At 38.2% G+C, this 14425-nt stretch carries 13 protein-coding genes; 9 read left to right on the forward strand and 4 right to left on the reverse strand.

Translation table 11 applies throughout. From position 1 onward, the window contains the following. Nucleotides 1-27: 27 nt before the first annotated feature. Nucleotides 28-477 carry a GNAT family N-acetyltransferase gene (locus PCNPT3_RS12930; protein WP_015466295.1) on the forward strand — a complete coding sequence of 150 codons (450 nt, stop codon included), beginning with the start codon at nt 28-30 and terminating at the stop codon, nt 475-477. Here PCNPT3_RS12930 and msrB read toward each other — a convergent pair. Next, on the reverse strand, nt 444-890 hold the full coding sequence (msrB, locus tag PCNPT3_RS12935) for a peptide-methionine (R)-S-oxide reductase MsrB (RefSeq protein WP_015466296.1): 447 nt from the start codon (nt 888-890) through the stop codon (nt 444-446). The two genes, PCNPT3_RS12930 and msrB, sit on opposite strands and share 34 nt — an antisense overlap. Nucleotides 891-1170: 280 nt before the next feature. Here msrB and PCNPT3_RS12940 point away from each other — a divergent pair, with 280 nt between their 5' ends. Next, complete coding sequence (locus PCNPT3_RS12940; protein ID WP_015466297.1) at nt 1171-1800, forward strand: MBL fold metallo-hydrolase; 630 nt, start codon at nt 1171-1173, stop codon at nt 1798-1800. A gap of 314 nt (nt 1801-2114) precedes the next feature. Here PCNPT3_RS12940 and PCNPT3_RS12945 read toward each other — a convergent pair whose 3' ends face one another. Then, nucleotides 2115-3323: a DUF945 family protein gene (locus tag PCNPT3_RS12945; RefSeq protein ID WP_015466298.1), complete on the reverse strand. Its 1209-nt coding sequence runs from the start codon at nt 3321-3323 to the stop codon at nt 2115-2117. A gap of 443 nt (nt 3324-3766) precedes the next feature. Here PCNPT3_RS12945 and nhaA point away from each other — a divergent pair, with 443 nt between their 5' ends. Both nhaA and cobO read left to right on the forward strand, forming a co-directional pair. Beyond that, nucleotides 3767-5071, forward strand: a complete 1305-nt coding sequence (nhaA, locus tag PCNPT3_RS12950; RefSeq protein ID WP_015466299.1) for a Na+/H+ antiporter NhaA — start codon at nt 3767-3769, stop codon at nt 5069-5071. Nucleotides 5072-5186: 115 nt separating this feature from the next. Beyond that, a complete protein-coding gene (cobO, locus tag PCNPT3_RS12955) occupies nt 5187-5780 on the forward strand; it encodes a cob(I)yrinic acid a,c-diamide adenosyltransferase (RefSeq protein ID WP_015466300.1) in 594 nt (197 codons plus the stop codon). A 138-nt stretch (nt 5781-5918) separates the two neighbouring features. Here the strand turns inward: cobO and prlC are convergent, their stop codons facing one another. Continuing rightward, complete coding sequence (gene prlC / locus PCNPT3_RS12960; RefSeq protein WP_015466301.1) at nt 5919-7970, reverse strand: oligopeptidase A; 2052 nt, start codon at nt 7968-7970, stop codon at nt 5919-5921. Between the two features lie 283 nt (nt 7971-8253). Between prlC and PCNPT3_RS12965 the strand changes: the two genes are divergently transcribed. Beyond that, the gene (locus tag PCNPT3_RS12965) at nt 8254-10236 is read left to right on the forward strand and encodes an ATP-binding protein (RefSeq protein WP_156801541.1); all 1983 of its coding nucleotides are present in this window, start codon (nt 8254-8256) and stop codon (nt 10234-10236) included. 30 nt (nt 10237-10266) lie between these two features. Here the strand turns inward: PCNPT3_RS12965 and yihA are convergent, their stop codons facing one another. Then, nucleotides 10267-10932, reverse strand: coding sequence for a ribosome biogenesis GTP-binding protein YihA/YsxC (gene yihA / locus PCNPT3_RS12970; protein ID WP_083900346.1), 666 nt, complete (start codon nt 10930-10932; stop codon nt 10267-10269). A 188-nt stretch (nt 10933-11120) separates the two neighbouring features. Here yihA and PCNPT3_RS12975 point away from each other — a divergent pair, with 188 nt between their 5' ends. The 4 genes from PCNPT3_RS12975 to hemN all read left to right on the forward strand — a co-directional run bounded on the left by PCNPT3_RS12975 (nt 11121) and on the right by hemN (nt 14425). Further along, nucleotides 11121-11723, forward strand: coding sequence for a c-type cytochrome (locus tag PCNPT3_RS12975; RefSeq protein WP_015466304.1), 603 nt, complete (start codon nt 11121-11123; stop codon nt 11721-11723). Nucleotides 11724-11963: 240 nt separating this feature from the next. Further along, the gene (gene yihI, locus PCNPT3_RS12980; RefSeq protein ID WP_015466305.1) at nt 11964-12548 is read left to right on the forward strand and encodes a Der GTPase-activating protein YihI; all 585 of its coding nucleotides are present in this window, start codon (nt 11964-11966) and stop codon (nt 12546-12548) included. 12 nt (nt 12549-12560) lie between these two features. After that, the gene (locus PCNPT3_RS12985; protein WP_015466306.1) at nt 12561-13040 is read left to right on the forward strand and encodes a DUF2489 domain-containing protein; all 480 of its coding nucleotides are present in this window, start codon (nt 12561-12563) and stop codon (nt 13038-13040) included. Between the two features lie 17 nt (nt 13041-13057). Continuing rightward, nucleotides 13058-14425 (forward strand): oxygen-independent coproporphyrinogen III oxidase, encoded by a 1368-nt coding sequence (gene hemN / locus PCNPT3_RS12990; RefSeq protein WP_015466307.1) that lies wholly within the window; start codon nt 13058-13060, stop codon nt 14423-14425.

Below are 14425 nucleotides of genomic sequence, written 5' to 3' on the forward strand. Positions count from 1 at the left end.
GAGAAAGTGCAGTATACAAGGAAAACAATGATAAATTTAGTCGTACCAGCCATTGAACTTGAAAAAGTGAAATTTCCTTTATTGGTCAAGTTTTATCAGCGTGTTTACAAAAAAGGGCGCAACCTGAAAGGCTCCCGAGCTTTTGTTCTTCAACGAGCGGGGATAACTTGTGCCGCTAAATTACGCGATATTGACTCACACTTACTGCTTTGTAGCGTAGCTTGCGACCCTGCGTTTCGTGGACTAGGTGACGCATCACGCTTAGTAAAATACCTGTTAACGCGACAAACGGCGCCCGTTTATTGCTTTGTAACACCCACCTTACATACTTTTTATCAGCGTTTAGGGTTTATCCTTAGCGATGCAAAGCAGATCAATATCCCTTTAGCCATCATCAAAAAACATGCGGCTTATCAAAAAAATCGCCCATTATTATTAATGTCTTATGGCGTTAACAGTGGCAAAAATTGCGCATAACCTTCTTCTTGCATCTGCTCTTTGCCAATAAAACGTAACGAAGCTGAATTGATGCAGTAGCGTAAACCGCCGAGCTCACTTGGGCCGTCTTCAAAGACATGTCCTAAATGTGCATCTGAATTCTCACTGCGCACTTCGGTGCGTTGCGAGAAAAGCGTGTTATCTTCTTTTTCAATGAGTAAGCGCGCTTTTAATGGTTTAGAAAAACTGGGCCAGCCACAATGCGAATCAAACTTATCCAAAGAGCTAAACAGCGCCTCTCCAGAGACAATATCCACATAAATACCCAGTTCGTTATTATCCCAATAGGTATTATTAAACGCAGGCTCTGTTGCATCTTCTTGGGTCACACTATATTGCATCTCTGTTAATTGTTGACGTAACTGTTGCTCTGTTTTCTTTTGCTGTGTCATAGGCCAAATCCTTACTGATATGATGGTCATTATCTGCCTCATAACATTTGTTTAGACAGAAGACGCGTATCTTCATAATAATCATTTTTCTGGATGTAGAGCAAGCTTTAACGCAAAGCAAAAATGTCATTTGTGCATTGTAAGCATGCAAATGCAACAATCATGACATTTAAGCCGTTGTCCAATCTAGTGCCTGATCAAGCATTTTGAGGTAACATGGGTGCAATAATCTGTATAAATATTTCAACTGACTCCATTCCTTTTTATAAAGAGATAAGTGATGAAAATAATAGTGATCCCCGTCACCCCGTTTGAGCAAAATTGTAGTTTAATTATTTGTGAACAAACTAACAAAGCAGCTATCGTTGATCCCGGTGGGGATGTACAACGCATTTTAGATGTTGTTAAGCAACAAAACGTCATCATAGATAAAGTGATTTTAACGCATGGGCACTTAGATCATGTCGGTGGCGCGCAGCGCATTGCCAATAAATTAAAGGTTTCGATCATTGGCCCTGAAAAAGAAGACTTATTTTGGCTGGAATCTTTAGAAGAGCAGAGTCAACATTTTGGTTTTCCCATGCACACTAGTTTTTTACCTGAAAAGTGGTTAGAAGAAGGTGAAATTGTTAATGTGGGTAATATAAAATTACAGGTATTACATATCCCTGGACACACGCCAGGGCACATTGCATTGCTCGACGAGCAAAGCCAGCAAGTGATTGTCGGTGATATTTTATTTTGTGGGGCCGTCGGTCGTTCCGACTTTCCACGTGGCGATCACAATCAATTGATCCGAGGCATTAAAAGTAAACTATTAACTCTGCCAGGTGCCACCCTTGTGTATCCGGGCCATGGCCCAATAACCAGTATTGCGAAAGAAAAACGCAGCAACCCTTATCTGCGTTAACCTCGCTTTTATGCAGATAACAATCCGGCGATAAACGCACTTTTTGTTATCTGCATATGTTTCAGAGGCTTTATCAACACTCCTTCGATAACCCTTCAAGGCACAACCTTGTTAATAGTTATCGCCTTTTCATTGTTATACCAAAGGAACTAAAAAGGTTACCCGTCTTGCTTGTTGAAATTATCCCTACCTGCGTTGTGAGTTTTGAAGTGAGAACAACTATCTCCTACAACTCACGCCTTGCTAGTGTTAATTTTTCCTGCGCAATACATGGAAGCTATATTAATTCCTTTGGTATTATTATCTAAACGCGATTACAGTGGGAAGTTCTTACCATTGACCACTAACTCACCTTGTTTTAACTGTGCATCCAAGATCAACTGACCATCTTGTTTTTTTAATATTTCACTGCGTAATGCAAGCTCTAATAAAAATGCAAAACTAGGCTCTTTTAAAAAATCATCGGCTAAACGTAGATCCGCATTACCCTCAACATAATCAAGTAACACAAAAGGGTTAAGCATAATATTGCGTAACAATGCACCTTTTTGCACAGAAAGCGCTAACGATCCTTGCACATTTCCCCAAGGCGTCGTTGATTTTAAGCTTTCCAAATCAACATCAAAGCCTTTTTGTACTAATTCAATGAGCAAAGCCTCAATGTCTGCACTGTTTTCAGTGGCTTCATTTAATTTCTCTAACGTATCGGCATCAAGGTTGCTGATATTAAATTGGATCTCATTATCCGTATAAATATTTTTAATCGCACCCACTTGATAAGACGCCATTTTTAACATATTGGTACTGTTAATTTTATCTCCACTGGCAGATGCCTTACTATCACCTTCAAAAATCATATCTTGTAGATGGAACGTCTCACTTAATATATTGCCACGAACATCTTGCACACTTAATAAATAGTTAGACGGCGCTCGCATTGATTTCGCATTAAACTCAGAGCTTAAAAACAATTTATCTAAAATAATATTCGTTGATGCATTGGTCGCTTTAAAAGACGCTAAATCAACAGAAAAAGAGCCAGATTGATCTTTTAAATTAAATGAATAATGAATATTTAAATCGTTATTGCTCAGCATCTCTTTACCTTTTTGATAAGTACCGGGCCCCATCAATACATCACCACTGAGTTGCTCCCACAATGTGACTTGCATTTCTGAGCTTAACCATTGCGATGTAGAGAAATACTCTTTTGCTTTTTTATTAAGCTCTGCTGACTTAAATTTAATTTGGCTAGTTAACGTTGCTTTATAAGGGTAATTTCTTATCACTGTATTGATGACAAAAGTCACCTCAGGCTCCAAATCAACTTGCACGCTTACCGTACTTTTTAAGTTTGATTCAAAAAATCCTTTGTCATAACTTATCATCTGGTACGAAATGCCCTTAGCACTTGGCGTCGCAAAGAGCTTATTGGTTTCTTCTTGTACTTTTTCACCCATAAAATAAGTACTCAATAGCAACAGAGCTGCAACGACAACTACGCCGATTAATCCTTTTTTCATATTTAATTCCTGTTAATAAAACAAACTGTTTTTGACTTAAAATGTCACTTTCTGACTTAAAATGTCACGATTTAACTTCAAAGTTAAATGAAAATACGGTAGATTACTAATATATAGCAATGATACTTCAAGATGCAAAATCAGCAAAACAAATTTGGCTTAGCTTCTCGGCATAAAATTGAAACTTAGTTAGTTTTATAACAACACATCAATAACAAAGACAAGTTCAATTTGACTTGCCCTTTGGGCGCTATCTCGCATGTCACTTATGCGTTACAGCCCATGAAAAGGGATGATCATTAACAAGGTTGGCGCCTTGAATTGCTATCCGGGCTGGCGCCTGCTCAAGCATTTTGAAGTAACATGGCTATATACATCGCAAAACACATAATTTTGTCTACTCTATAGACTATAAAAATTAAATTGCTTCTACAGGAGAAATAATGAGTTCACATAAACATCATTGGTTGCACAGTCCCATTACAGGGGGTGTTTTACTTTTGATTGCCTCTGCAATCGCTTTATTATGGGCTAATATCGTCCCTGATAACTACCACTATGTTTGGCATCATACGCTATGGGAAATTTCAACAGGGTTAAGCGATAAAGTACATCAAATCAGTCTACATAAGGTTGCCAATGAATTTTTAATGGCCATCTTTTTCTTCTTTATCGGCTTAGAAATAAAACGAGAATTACTCGACGGTGAGCTTTCAAGTATAAAAAAAGCGGCGTTACCTCTTTTTGCGGCCCTTGGTGGGGTTATTTTCCCAGCTGCTATCTATCATTTCTTTAATAACGGCCTTCCTAGCGCCGGTGGTTGGGGGATCCCAATGGCAACCGATATCGCTTTTGCATTAGGATTACTTGCAATTGTTGGTAGCCGTGTACCGTTATCTCTTAAAATCTTCTTATCGGCACTGGCCATTGGTGATGATTTAATGGCAGTGATCGTCATTGCTTTATTTTATACCGAACAAATATTTGTCAACGAGCTATTAGTCGGCTTATTAGGACTTGGTATCTTAGGCGTTGCCAATCGCATGGGCGTACGTAACCATCTGTTTTATTACACTATTGGTTTAGTCATTGTATGGATCAGTTTTCTTGCCTCAGGCGTACATGCAACTGTAGCCGGTGTTGCGGTGGCATTTACTATTCCATCTCGCCGAGAGATTTCAATGGACAGCTACCTTAATAAAGCAAAATTATTATTACAAGGTTTAGAAAAAGAGCGCCAATGTGAGGAAGATGTTCTGAGTGAACACGCGATACATTCACTTAAAGAAATAAAAACATTAAGCTATCAAGCTGCTAATCCTTTGCAACTCAAAGAAAAAGCGCTTCATCCTTTAGCCACTTTATTTATTGTCCCGTTTTTTGCACTGGGTAATGCAGGGGTTATCATTGATAAAACCATGTTGGCAGAGCTAACTAATCCCATTGTATTAGGTATTGCCTTTGCACTGATTATTGGTAAACCGTTAGGTATTTATCTCTTTACTAAAGCTTTAACACTGCTTAATTTTGGGAAGCTACCGACCGGAGTCACTTGGACGCATATTATTGGCGTCGGATTCTTAGCAGGAATGGGCTTTACCATGTCTCTTTTTATCACCGATCTTGCATTCCAAGAGCCTGAATTTAAAATCATCGCCAAGGTCACCGTGTTATTAGCCTCGGTCATATCCGGTCTTATTGGTTACATTATTCTGATGCGCGCTAAACCCGCACAAATAATAGAGTAAAAACCGCGTTATTTTAAATGAAAAGCTTAGATGCATACTTGTGTCTAAGCTTTTTTTATAGTTACTCAGGCCTAAAAGGCTATTTAATATAAAACAACACAATCGAGGAAAGGCAATGGACGACGCCAAACATGTAAAAAAAATGCGCGCTATAAAAGAAAAACAAGATCAAAAAATAGCAGCAGCCAATATTGAGCGAGGCGTCAGCATATTGCTTGCAGGCCCCGGTAAAGGGAAAAGTAGCTCCGCCTTTGGTATGTTGGCGCGATCGCTTGGGCACGGGCATAAAGTCGCTGTAGTGCAGTTTTTAAAAGGCGCTATGCACACCGGAGAAGAGATTTTTTTTGCTCAACAAGAAAATGTGGATTGGTATGCAATGGGTGACGGTTTCACCTGGGAAACCCAAAATAGAGCGCAAGATATTAAAAGCGCACAACAAGCTTGGGAAAAAGCGGCACAGTTATTAAGTGATGAGCGTTATCAACTCGTTATTCTTGATGAAATAACTTATATGTTTAAATACCAATATTTGCAGATTGATGGCTTATTAGAGGCTTTAAAGAATCGCCCTAACAAAATGAATGTCGTACTGACAGGCAGAGGCCCTAGCCAAGATTTAATTGCAGCCGTTGACACTTATAGTTTGATTTTAGATGAAAAACACGCGTTTAAACAAGGCGTCAAAGCGCAACCAGGAATTGAATGGTAGCCGTATAGCAGTGGAATTAATTAAGCGTCCAGGTCTTACGCAGGTAGGGATAATTTAAACAAGCAAGACGGAAGCTTTTTAGTTTCTTTGGTATTAGTAGGGATGCATTACGCATCCCTACTCAGTTATGCAATATGCTTATTCAATACCGCTATGGCGAAGTAGCGCCTTTATACTTGGCTCACGCCCCATAAAGTTTTTAAATAATTGCATTGGGCTGGCACTGCCCCCTTTTTCAAGGATAGCCTCTAAAAAGTCATGTCCCGTTGAAGTATTAAAGATACCTTCTTGTTCAAACCGAGAGAATGCATCGGCCGATAAAACTTCAGCCCATTTATAGCTGTAATATCCCGCCGCATAACCACCCGCAAAGATATGACTAAAGCTATTTTGAAAACGATTAAACTCAGGCGTGCTAAGCACTGCAACCTGTGCGCGCACTTCACTTAAAACACGCATCACAAAACCGCTATCCTTTTTTGCATCTTGGCAGTGCAGAGTAAAATCAAATAAAGACAACTCTAACTGTCTCAACATCATTAGCCCACTATTAAAGTTTTTGGCTTGTAGCATTTTATCAAGTAACTCTTTAGGGAGTGTTTCGCCCGTTTTTACATGTCCGGATATCAAGGCTAATGCCTCTGGCTCCCAGCACCAGTTTTCTAAAAATTGACTCGGTAACTCCACCGCATCCCAAGGCACACCGTTAATACCCGATACACCTGCAGATTCAACTTTGGTGAGCATATGATGCAAACCATGACCAAATTCATGGAATAAAGTGATCACTTCATTATGCGTAAACAAAGCAGGATTATTGCCGACTGGCTTATTAAAGTTACACGTTAAGTAAGCAACCGGTAATTGTAGCGCCCCATCACATTGACGGCGACGGACGCGGCAATCATTCATCCATGCACCACCGCGTTTAAATTCACGCGCGTAAAGATCTAAATAAAAACTACCAATATGTTGTTTTTTCGTATTATAGATATGGAAAAAACGTACATCTTTATGCCAGCTATCAAACTCAAATTGCTCGCTAATTTCAATAGAAAACAAACGTTTTACGACCGCAAATAAACCACTCACAACTTTATCTTCAGGGAAATAAGGGCGCACCATTTCATCAGAGATTTGATAACGTTGCTGCTTTAATAATTCAGAGTAGTAACTCATATCCCAAGCTTCTAAATGCTCGATATTATCTTTACTGCTCGCAAGTGCAAACACGGCGTCACGCTCAGAGCGTGCTTGTGATTTTGATTTTTTTGCAAGATCAGTTAAAAAGTCAATGACTTGCTCTGGCGTTTCCGCCATTTTAGTGGCCAAGCTATATTCGCTATAAGCATTAAAATCGAGTAATACAGCAAGCTCGTGGCGCAAAGCTAATATACTATTTATACTATCTGTATTATCAAATTCACCCGCGTTAGGGCCTTGCTCAGATGCGCGTGTTGCAAAAGCCGTATACAGCTCCTGGCGTAACTCTCTATTTTGAGCATAAGTAAGTACGGGTAAATAACTTGGAATATCTAAAGTGAATAAATAACCGTCTAAATTTTTCTCTTTAGCTGCCTGCTGCGCGCCTTGTAGTGCGCTTTCAGGCAAACCTTTTAATAGCTCAACATCACTAACCAACTTACTCCAAGCCAATGTTGCATCCATCACTTGATTGCTAAATTTTGATTGTAATTGTGCAAGTTGGGTTTTAATTTCACCATAACGTGTTTTTTTGTGAGAGCTAAGCGCAATACCCGCTAAGGTAAAATCACGCAAAGCATCTTCAATCACTTTCTGTTGCTCTGTTTTTAAACTTTTAAATGCAACGCTTTTTGAAATACTTAAATACGCTTGATATAAACCTTCATGCTGACCAACATAAGTGCCATATTCGGCAAATAAAGGTAAACAATCATCATGGGCTTGACGTAACGCCGGCTCACTCACCACTGCATTCATATGCGAAATGGGCGACCATAGTTTTGATAAATGATCTTCAGCCTCATCTAAAGGCATGATCAGGTTTTGCCAAGTAAACACCTCATCGCTATCTAATAAACGCGTCATTAATTGTTTATTTTCAGCAATACAATGACGTACGCTACTCACAATCTCAGTAACGTCGATTTGGCTAAATAAAGGTAATTGATTTGTTTTTTGCAGTGCAGATTCTTTTTGAGTATTCATATATTCCATCTTTTTTTCATTACAAAAATAAACTTACGCTATGCTTGCTAGAGGTCTTGCAATTATTAGCAATAGCATACAGTTTACACTGCGAGCCTCTCAATATGCAAAAGTCGCCATGAAATTTATATATTGTGACTAGGCAATAAGTAGAAAACGGATTATGGTACAGCGCCAGAGAAATTTCGATAGCAAGCGTATTCTTTAACGTCTCGATATTATTGCTTTATTAACGCTAAATTCACCATGACAAAGAATATTGTGTCTGATGTAGGTTTTAAATATGAATACAACAATAACTTCATTTTTCAAATGGTTAAGAACAGAAAACAGCCTGTCCATGCGTTTGCTCACCTATATTTTATTATCGTGTACCGCGCTCGCTTTGATACTGACACTTATCCAGCTAAGCTGGAATGTTAAAGAAGATATAGAGCACGTCAAACGTAATCTCACACATATTCACCCTGTCGTTTTGAAACCATTAGCGACTAATTTATGGTCTTTGAATCATACAAAAATTGAAAATCAACTCAAAGCCATGATCAGTCTTTCCGATATGCAATATGTGAGAGTGAGTGAATTCGATAAAAATGGCAATGAAATATTAGTCAATGAACAAGGACTTTTTAAAAAAGACTTTGCTATCAGTGAAACCTTTGATTTGATCTATAAAAATAAAGCCATCGGCACACTCTTTGTTGCCACCTCCTTAGATAGTGTTTACTCACACCTCATTAAGCGCTCAATTATTCTTTTATTCTTTCAAATGATTAAAACCATGCTGGTGTCTTTTTGCGTATTATTTATTATTTATTATTTTGTTATTCGCCACGTTAATAAACTAGCGCATTACACACACACACTACAACTACACGAGGCTAATAGTGATTTAGTTTTAGATGGAAAAGCAAAAAAATCGACAGATAAAAACAATGAATTAGACGACCTAGTTAACTTTTTCAATAAGCTACGCAGCAGAATATTTGAAGAATTAACAAAAAAAGAAGCTGCCATTATCGCTTTACAACAAGAGCGGGATTTATCAAAATCCATCATTAATGCTTCAAATTCAGTGATCTGCTACTTAAACCCTAATTTTTCAATTGAAAGCATCAATCCCGCGGCGGTGATCCTCACTGGATATAGCCAAGAAGAGCTATATAAAAAAAATTGGCTGAGTATTTTTTCATTACCAAAACAGCATATCTCCCTGCTAAAGAAACTGACCCGTAATGAGCCAATACAAAATCTTGAAATTAAGATGCAAGACCAACTTGGTGAAACCAATACGTTACTCTGGACCTTCTCGGCCATTTATGAAGGAATGGACATAAAGTATTTAATCGGTTTTGGCCATGACATTACAGCACAAAAACACGTTGAGTCTAAAATACAACGCCTTAACGATGAGCTTGAAGAAAAGGTAGAATTTCGCACCGCTGCCTTAACAGAAAGCCATAAAAAAATAACTAAAACACTCACTCAACTTCGAAATACCCAGCAAACGTTAGTCGAGTCTGAAAAAATGGCATCTTTAGGCGAACTAGTAGCTGGTATTGCGCACGAGATAAATACTCCCGTGGGAATAAGCGTGACGGCAGCATCGTTTCTAGCTGATGAAGTTAATGATTTCCAAAATAAATTTAATGACAAAACACTTTCTCGTTCCTATGTTCAAAAATTAATGCCACGCTTAAACGAGTCTTGCTTACTCTTAAATTCGAATTTAAAGCGCGCTGCCGATTTGATCAGTAGCTTTAAACAAGTGGCAGTGGATCAAAGTAGTGAAGCCTATTATTTATTTAATCTGAGTGAAAATATTGAACAGGTGGTACTGTCTCTAAAACATAAAATAAAACAAAAACAGAGCAATATTTACATTGAATGTCCTGATGATTTAAGTATTTTTAGTGTGCCAGGTAGTTTTATCCAAATTTACGCTAATCTGATCATTAATTCATTAGAGCATGGCTTTGATGATTGGCAAGCAGATCGCAATATCTATATCGATATCAGTTTAAAGGCTAATCGATTACATATTGATTATCGTGATACGGGCCAAGGTATTCCCGCTGAAATAGCGCAGCGTGTTTTTGATCCTTTCGTGACCACAAAACGCGGTTCTGGGGGAAGTGGGTTAGGCACACATATTATTTATAATATTGTAACGCAACTGTTGCATGGCGATATCCAATTGCTAGAAAGTGAACAGGGCGTACACTTTCATATCAGTATGCCCCATCAAACGCAGGCTATTTCCTAAAAAAAAAGACCTTTAAAAGGTCTTTTTTTTTTAATCTTCTTGTACTTGACGTTGATCCTCAAGCGCATACCAATGCGCTATCTTTTGCTCTAATATCTCAACCCCAATGCCTTTCAATGAAGAAAACAGTTGCACATCAACTTCACCTTCAAAGTTTTTAGCTTCTTCGCGCATTTTTAATAAAGTCGCTTTACGCGCACCTGATTTTAATTTATCGGCTTTCGTTAATAAGGCCAACACCGGAATATTTGCATCAATAGCCCAGTAAATAAGTTGCTGATCTAACTCTTTAAAAGGATGACGAATATCCATTAAAACAACTAAACCTTTCAATGAACTTCGATTTTGTAAGTATTCACCCAAAGAACGTTGCCATTTTAACTTCATTTCTAAGGGCACTTTAGCAAAACCATAACCCGGTAAGTCAATCAGACGTTTGCCTTCTTCGACTTCAAAAACGTTAATTAATTGGGTACGCCCTGGCGTTTTACTCGTTCGAGCTAAACTCTTTTGGCGTGTTAAGCGATTTAATGCACTGGATTTCCCTGCATTTGAGCGTCCCGCAAATGCAACTTCGATCCCGGTTTCAGGTGGCAAATGCTTATCTAAATGCTTAATATCTGGTGCACTAATTAAAAAATGTGCTTTTTGAAAATGTATTTTTTGAAATTCCAATGTAGGCCTCGCTTTAGGCATGTAGCAAAATTGTTAGTTTTATTAATGTTGTGTAAACTACGTTATAATTTATACGCGCAGCGATCGACATTTAAACACAAATAGATCCATCTGCTCTCGAAGTCACCTTATGGTTTCGCGAGTATTGTGGCATTGTAGCATGATGTATTAATGCATGCTTAAACATACTTTAATTAAACTGGATGGTTATGAAAAAACTATTGATCCCATTATTTGCCTTACTTAGTTTTACCTCAGCAGTACAAGCACAAGGTGATATTAATGCCGGTAAAGAAAAAATAAGCACATGTAGTGCGTGTCATGGCGCTGATGGAAATAGCCCTTCAAACCTTTATCCTAAATTAGCAGGACAACATGCCAGCTATTTAGAAAAGCAGCTCTTACAATATAAAAATGGACAGCGTAAAGATGCGATCATGAATACTATGGCCACCATGTTATCAGAGCAAGATATCAAAGATATTTCAGCTTATTACGCCAGTCAGCAAGCAACTGAAGAAAGCACCACGGCTGAAATTGCTAAACAGGGACAAAAACTTTACATGGGAGGTGATGTTAAACGCGCGTTACCCGCCTGCACAGCATGTCATGGTCCTCGAGGTAATGGTTTAGATCTCGCAAAATTCCCAAAGTTATCCAATCAACATCCGGCATACATTGCAAAACAACTGCATCTGTTTCGCGATAAAGCCCGTGATAATGATATGAACGGCATGATGATTGACATCGCAGCCAAACTCACGGACAAAGAGATAACATTACTCTCTGAATATATAGCTGCACTGCATTAAACTAAAAAAACGCTTCTTTATTATCAACATACAAGAAGCGTACTGACCTTATCAAGATAATGAAGATTAAATTCTTAGCCACATAGAGTGAAAATTTTCAGTACCTTTTAATGTTTGGCCGTTAATGTATTTATTTCTACACTAATATGAATAGATATACGCTTTTTTAAACGCGCTAATTCTGCTATTCTGCGCAACTATTGATCTTAGCCGGATCACTCATTATTAAGGTTATAAATTATGTCTCGTATTAAAAAAAGTCGAACAGCAGGAAACTCACAAGAGGGTTATACCGGCAAACGTAAGGAAACGTCATCACAAGCACAAGAGGCTAAAGAGCGTAAACGTAAAGGCAAATTAAAAGGCAATAAATCTGGTGCTCGTAATGTACATCAAAGCGCCAAAAGTGCACAACAACATGCACAAAACGATCTTAACCATAAACGTCTTGGTAGCAAAAAAGCAATTTCATTAGGCCAGAAAGAAGTAATTAATGTCAGCAAAGATGTAAAAGCAAAAGTAAAAGTAGAAGTAAAAAAATCACAACCAATGCCAAAAGTGAAACTTATCAACGAAACGGTTGAAAATAAACTGTCACCGGCAAAAGAACTCGAATTATTAGAAAATGATCCGCGTTTAAATGACCTACTCGAACAATTAGACAGCGAAGAAAGTATTGATGATGCTGACCAAATATGGGTAGAAAAGCAAATGGCCCGCCATCAAGTATTAATGACAAAACTAGGCTGGATCGATGAAGATGGTGAAGAAGATCTGATCCAACAATTTGAAGATGCTAGCTCAGCCCTTGATGAATTCAAATAAAGAGATAAAGGTATGAACCTGCTCATCGTATTATCTATATTCGCGACACTTATTATTATCGCTCTTACTGTGTATGTGGTTTTTTTGGTGCGTAAGATAAAGCAACAAAAAAACCAAATTGCAGAGCATAAAATACAACAAGAGCTGCAAAGCAATCAACAAAAGCAGCTACGTAATGAAAATATCTGTGCCAGCATTCGCTTAATTGCACGTGCAACATCTGAAAAGCAGTGTAATATTTCAGAGGCAGCTATCCGTTTAAACGTATTGTTAGAAACCTTGCTCATTGAACCAAAAATTGATATCGATTCAACTTACCCTGCACTCGCGCAGTTATTTGAAAAAATAAAAGATTTTGCAACACACGCGGGCCGTCAGAGCATCGATAAAAAACAGCTCAAAAAAGAAGATCAGCAACGCCATCTTTTGGAAACCGAACTTGAAAGTGCCATTCTAAAAGAAACAAAAGTATTAAGTACATTTTCGATATAGATAAAAGAGAGAGATAAATGAAACAGTTGGTTTGGGATCAAAAAATTATCGAGAAATATAATTACAGTGGACCTCGATATACTTCTTACCCTACAGCGCTCGAGTTTAATGAAAGTTTTGACTATAAGCAGTTTCTAGAGGCAACGAAGGTATTCCCTGAAAAGCCTTTATCTCTTTATGTACATATCCCTTTTTGTCATAAACTTTGCTATTTTTGTGGTTGTAATAAGATCATTACTCGCCATCAAGAAAAAGCGGACGTGTATCTAGATCACCTTGAGCAAGAAATTAAACTACAAGCACCACACTTTAAAAACCGCTTAGTGACGCAGTTGCATTGGGGTGGTGGTACGCCGACCTTCTTATTACCCGCTCAAATTTCACGTTTGATGGATATACTGCGTGCCCACTTTAGCTTTGCTAAAGGCGCTGAGCTTAGTATTGAAGTTGACCCTCGAAAATTTGAGCTCAGTACGATTGATTTACTTGCTAAAGAGGGCTTTAATCGCCTCAGTTTAGGGGTGCAAGATTTTAATAAAGCAGTACAAAAAGCCATTAATCGCGAGCAAGATGAAGCCTTTATAGAGCAACTTCTACAGCGCGCGAAAGAACAAGGATTTCAATCAACAAACCTGGATATGATTTACGGGTTACCTCTGCAAACCAAAGACACTTTTGCGCATACCTTAAATAAAGTCCTTGAACTCGATCCGGCGCGCCTGTCTATCTTCAATTATGCACATATGCCCTCTATTTTTGCAGCCCAACGTAAGATAAATGATGAAGACATGCCGAAACCGGCTGAAAAATTAGCGATGCTTCAATATACCATTGAATTTTTAACGCAGTCTGGCTATCAGTTTATTGGTATGGATCATTTTGCCAAACCCGATGATGAACTGGCCATTGCCCAAAGAGAAGGTACATTACATCGTAATTTCCAAGGCTATACAACACAAGAAGATGCGGATTTATTAGGTCTCGGTGTTTCTGCAATTAGTCAAATAGGGCATTGTTATTCACAAAACCAAAAAGTGTTATCTGTTTATTATCAGCAAATTACAGATAAAAAACACGCGCAGTGGCGCGGTGTAGCACTGAATCAAGATGACTTGATCCGCCGCCAAGTGATCAAAAAACTGATCTGTAATTTTAAGCTTGATATCAAAGAGATAGAATCTACCTTTAACCTTGATTTTAACGATTACTTTGCACAAGATATCAAGTTATTACAATGCTTTATTAAGGATGACTTACTCAGCATTGATAACCAATATATTACCGTGCACCCCAAAGGACGCTTACTTATTCGTAATATTTGTATGAGTTTTGACGTCTATTTACGCCATAAAGCGCGTCAACAGCAGTTTTCACGAGTCATCTGA

Source organism: Psychromonas sp. CNPT3 (assembly GCF_000153405.2).
In the GTDB taxonomy this organism is placed as follows: Bacteria; Pseudomonadota; Gammaproteobacteria; order Enterobacterales; family Psychromonadaceae; genus Psychromonas.

What these genes read in the sequence shown, in the direction of transcription:
- cobO (WP_015466300.1), top strand. Translation starts at nt 5,187, where the DNA reads ATGGACGACGCCAAACATGTAAAAAAAATGCGCGCTATAAAAGAAAAA.
- PCNPT3_RS12930 (WP_015466295.1), top strand. Translation starts at nt 28, where the DNA reads ATGATAAATTTAGTCGTACCAGCCATTGAACTTGAAAAAGTGAAATTT.
- yihA (WP_083900346.1), bottom strand. Translation starts at nt 10,932, where the DNA reads ATGCCTAAAGCGAGGCCTACATTGGAATTTCAAAAAATACATTTTCAA.
- PCNPT3_RS12940 (WP_015466297.1), top strand. Translation starts at nt 1,171, where the DNA reads ATGAAAATAATAGTGATCCCCGTCACCCCGTTTGAGCAAAATTGTAGT.
- hemN (WP_015466307.1), top strand. Translation starts at nt 13,058, where the DNA reads ATGAAACAGTTGGTTTGGGATCAAAAAATTATCGAGAAATATAATTAC.
- PCNPT3_RS12985 (WP_015466306.1), top strand. Translation starts at nt 12,561, where the DNA reads ATGAACCTGCTCATCGTATTATCTATATTCGCGACACTTATTATTATC.
- PCNPT3_RS12965 (WP_156801541.1), top strand. Translation starts at nt 8,254, where the DNA reads ATGAATACAACAATAACTTCATTTTTCAAATGGTTAAGAACAGAAAAC.
- prlC (WP_015466301.1), bottom strand. Translation starts at nt 7,970, where the DNA reads ATGAATACTCAAAAAGAATCTGCACTGCAAAAAACAAATCAATTACCT.
- yihI (WP_015466305.1), top strand. Translation starts at nt 11,964, where the DNA reads ATGTCTCGTATTAAAAAAAGTCGAACAGCAGGAAACTCACAAGAGGGT.
- msrB (WP_015466296.1), bottom strand. Translation starts at nt 890, where the DNA reads ATGACACAGCAAAAGAAAACAGAGCAACAGTTACGTCAACAATTAACA.
- PCNPT3_RS12975 (WP_015466304.1), top strand. Translation starts at nt 11,121, where the DNA reads ATGAAAAAACTATTGATCCCATTATTTGCCTTACTTAGTTTTACCTCA.
- nhaA (WP_015466299.1), top strand. Translation starts at nt 3,767, where the DNA reads ATGAGTTCACATAAACATCATTGGTTGCACAGTCCCATTACAGGGGGT.
- PCNPT3_RS12945 (WP_015466298.1), bottom strand. Translation starts at nt 3,323, where the DNA reads ATGAAAAAAGGATTAATCGGCGTAGTTGTCGTTGCAGCTCTGTTGCTA.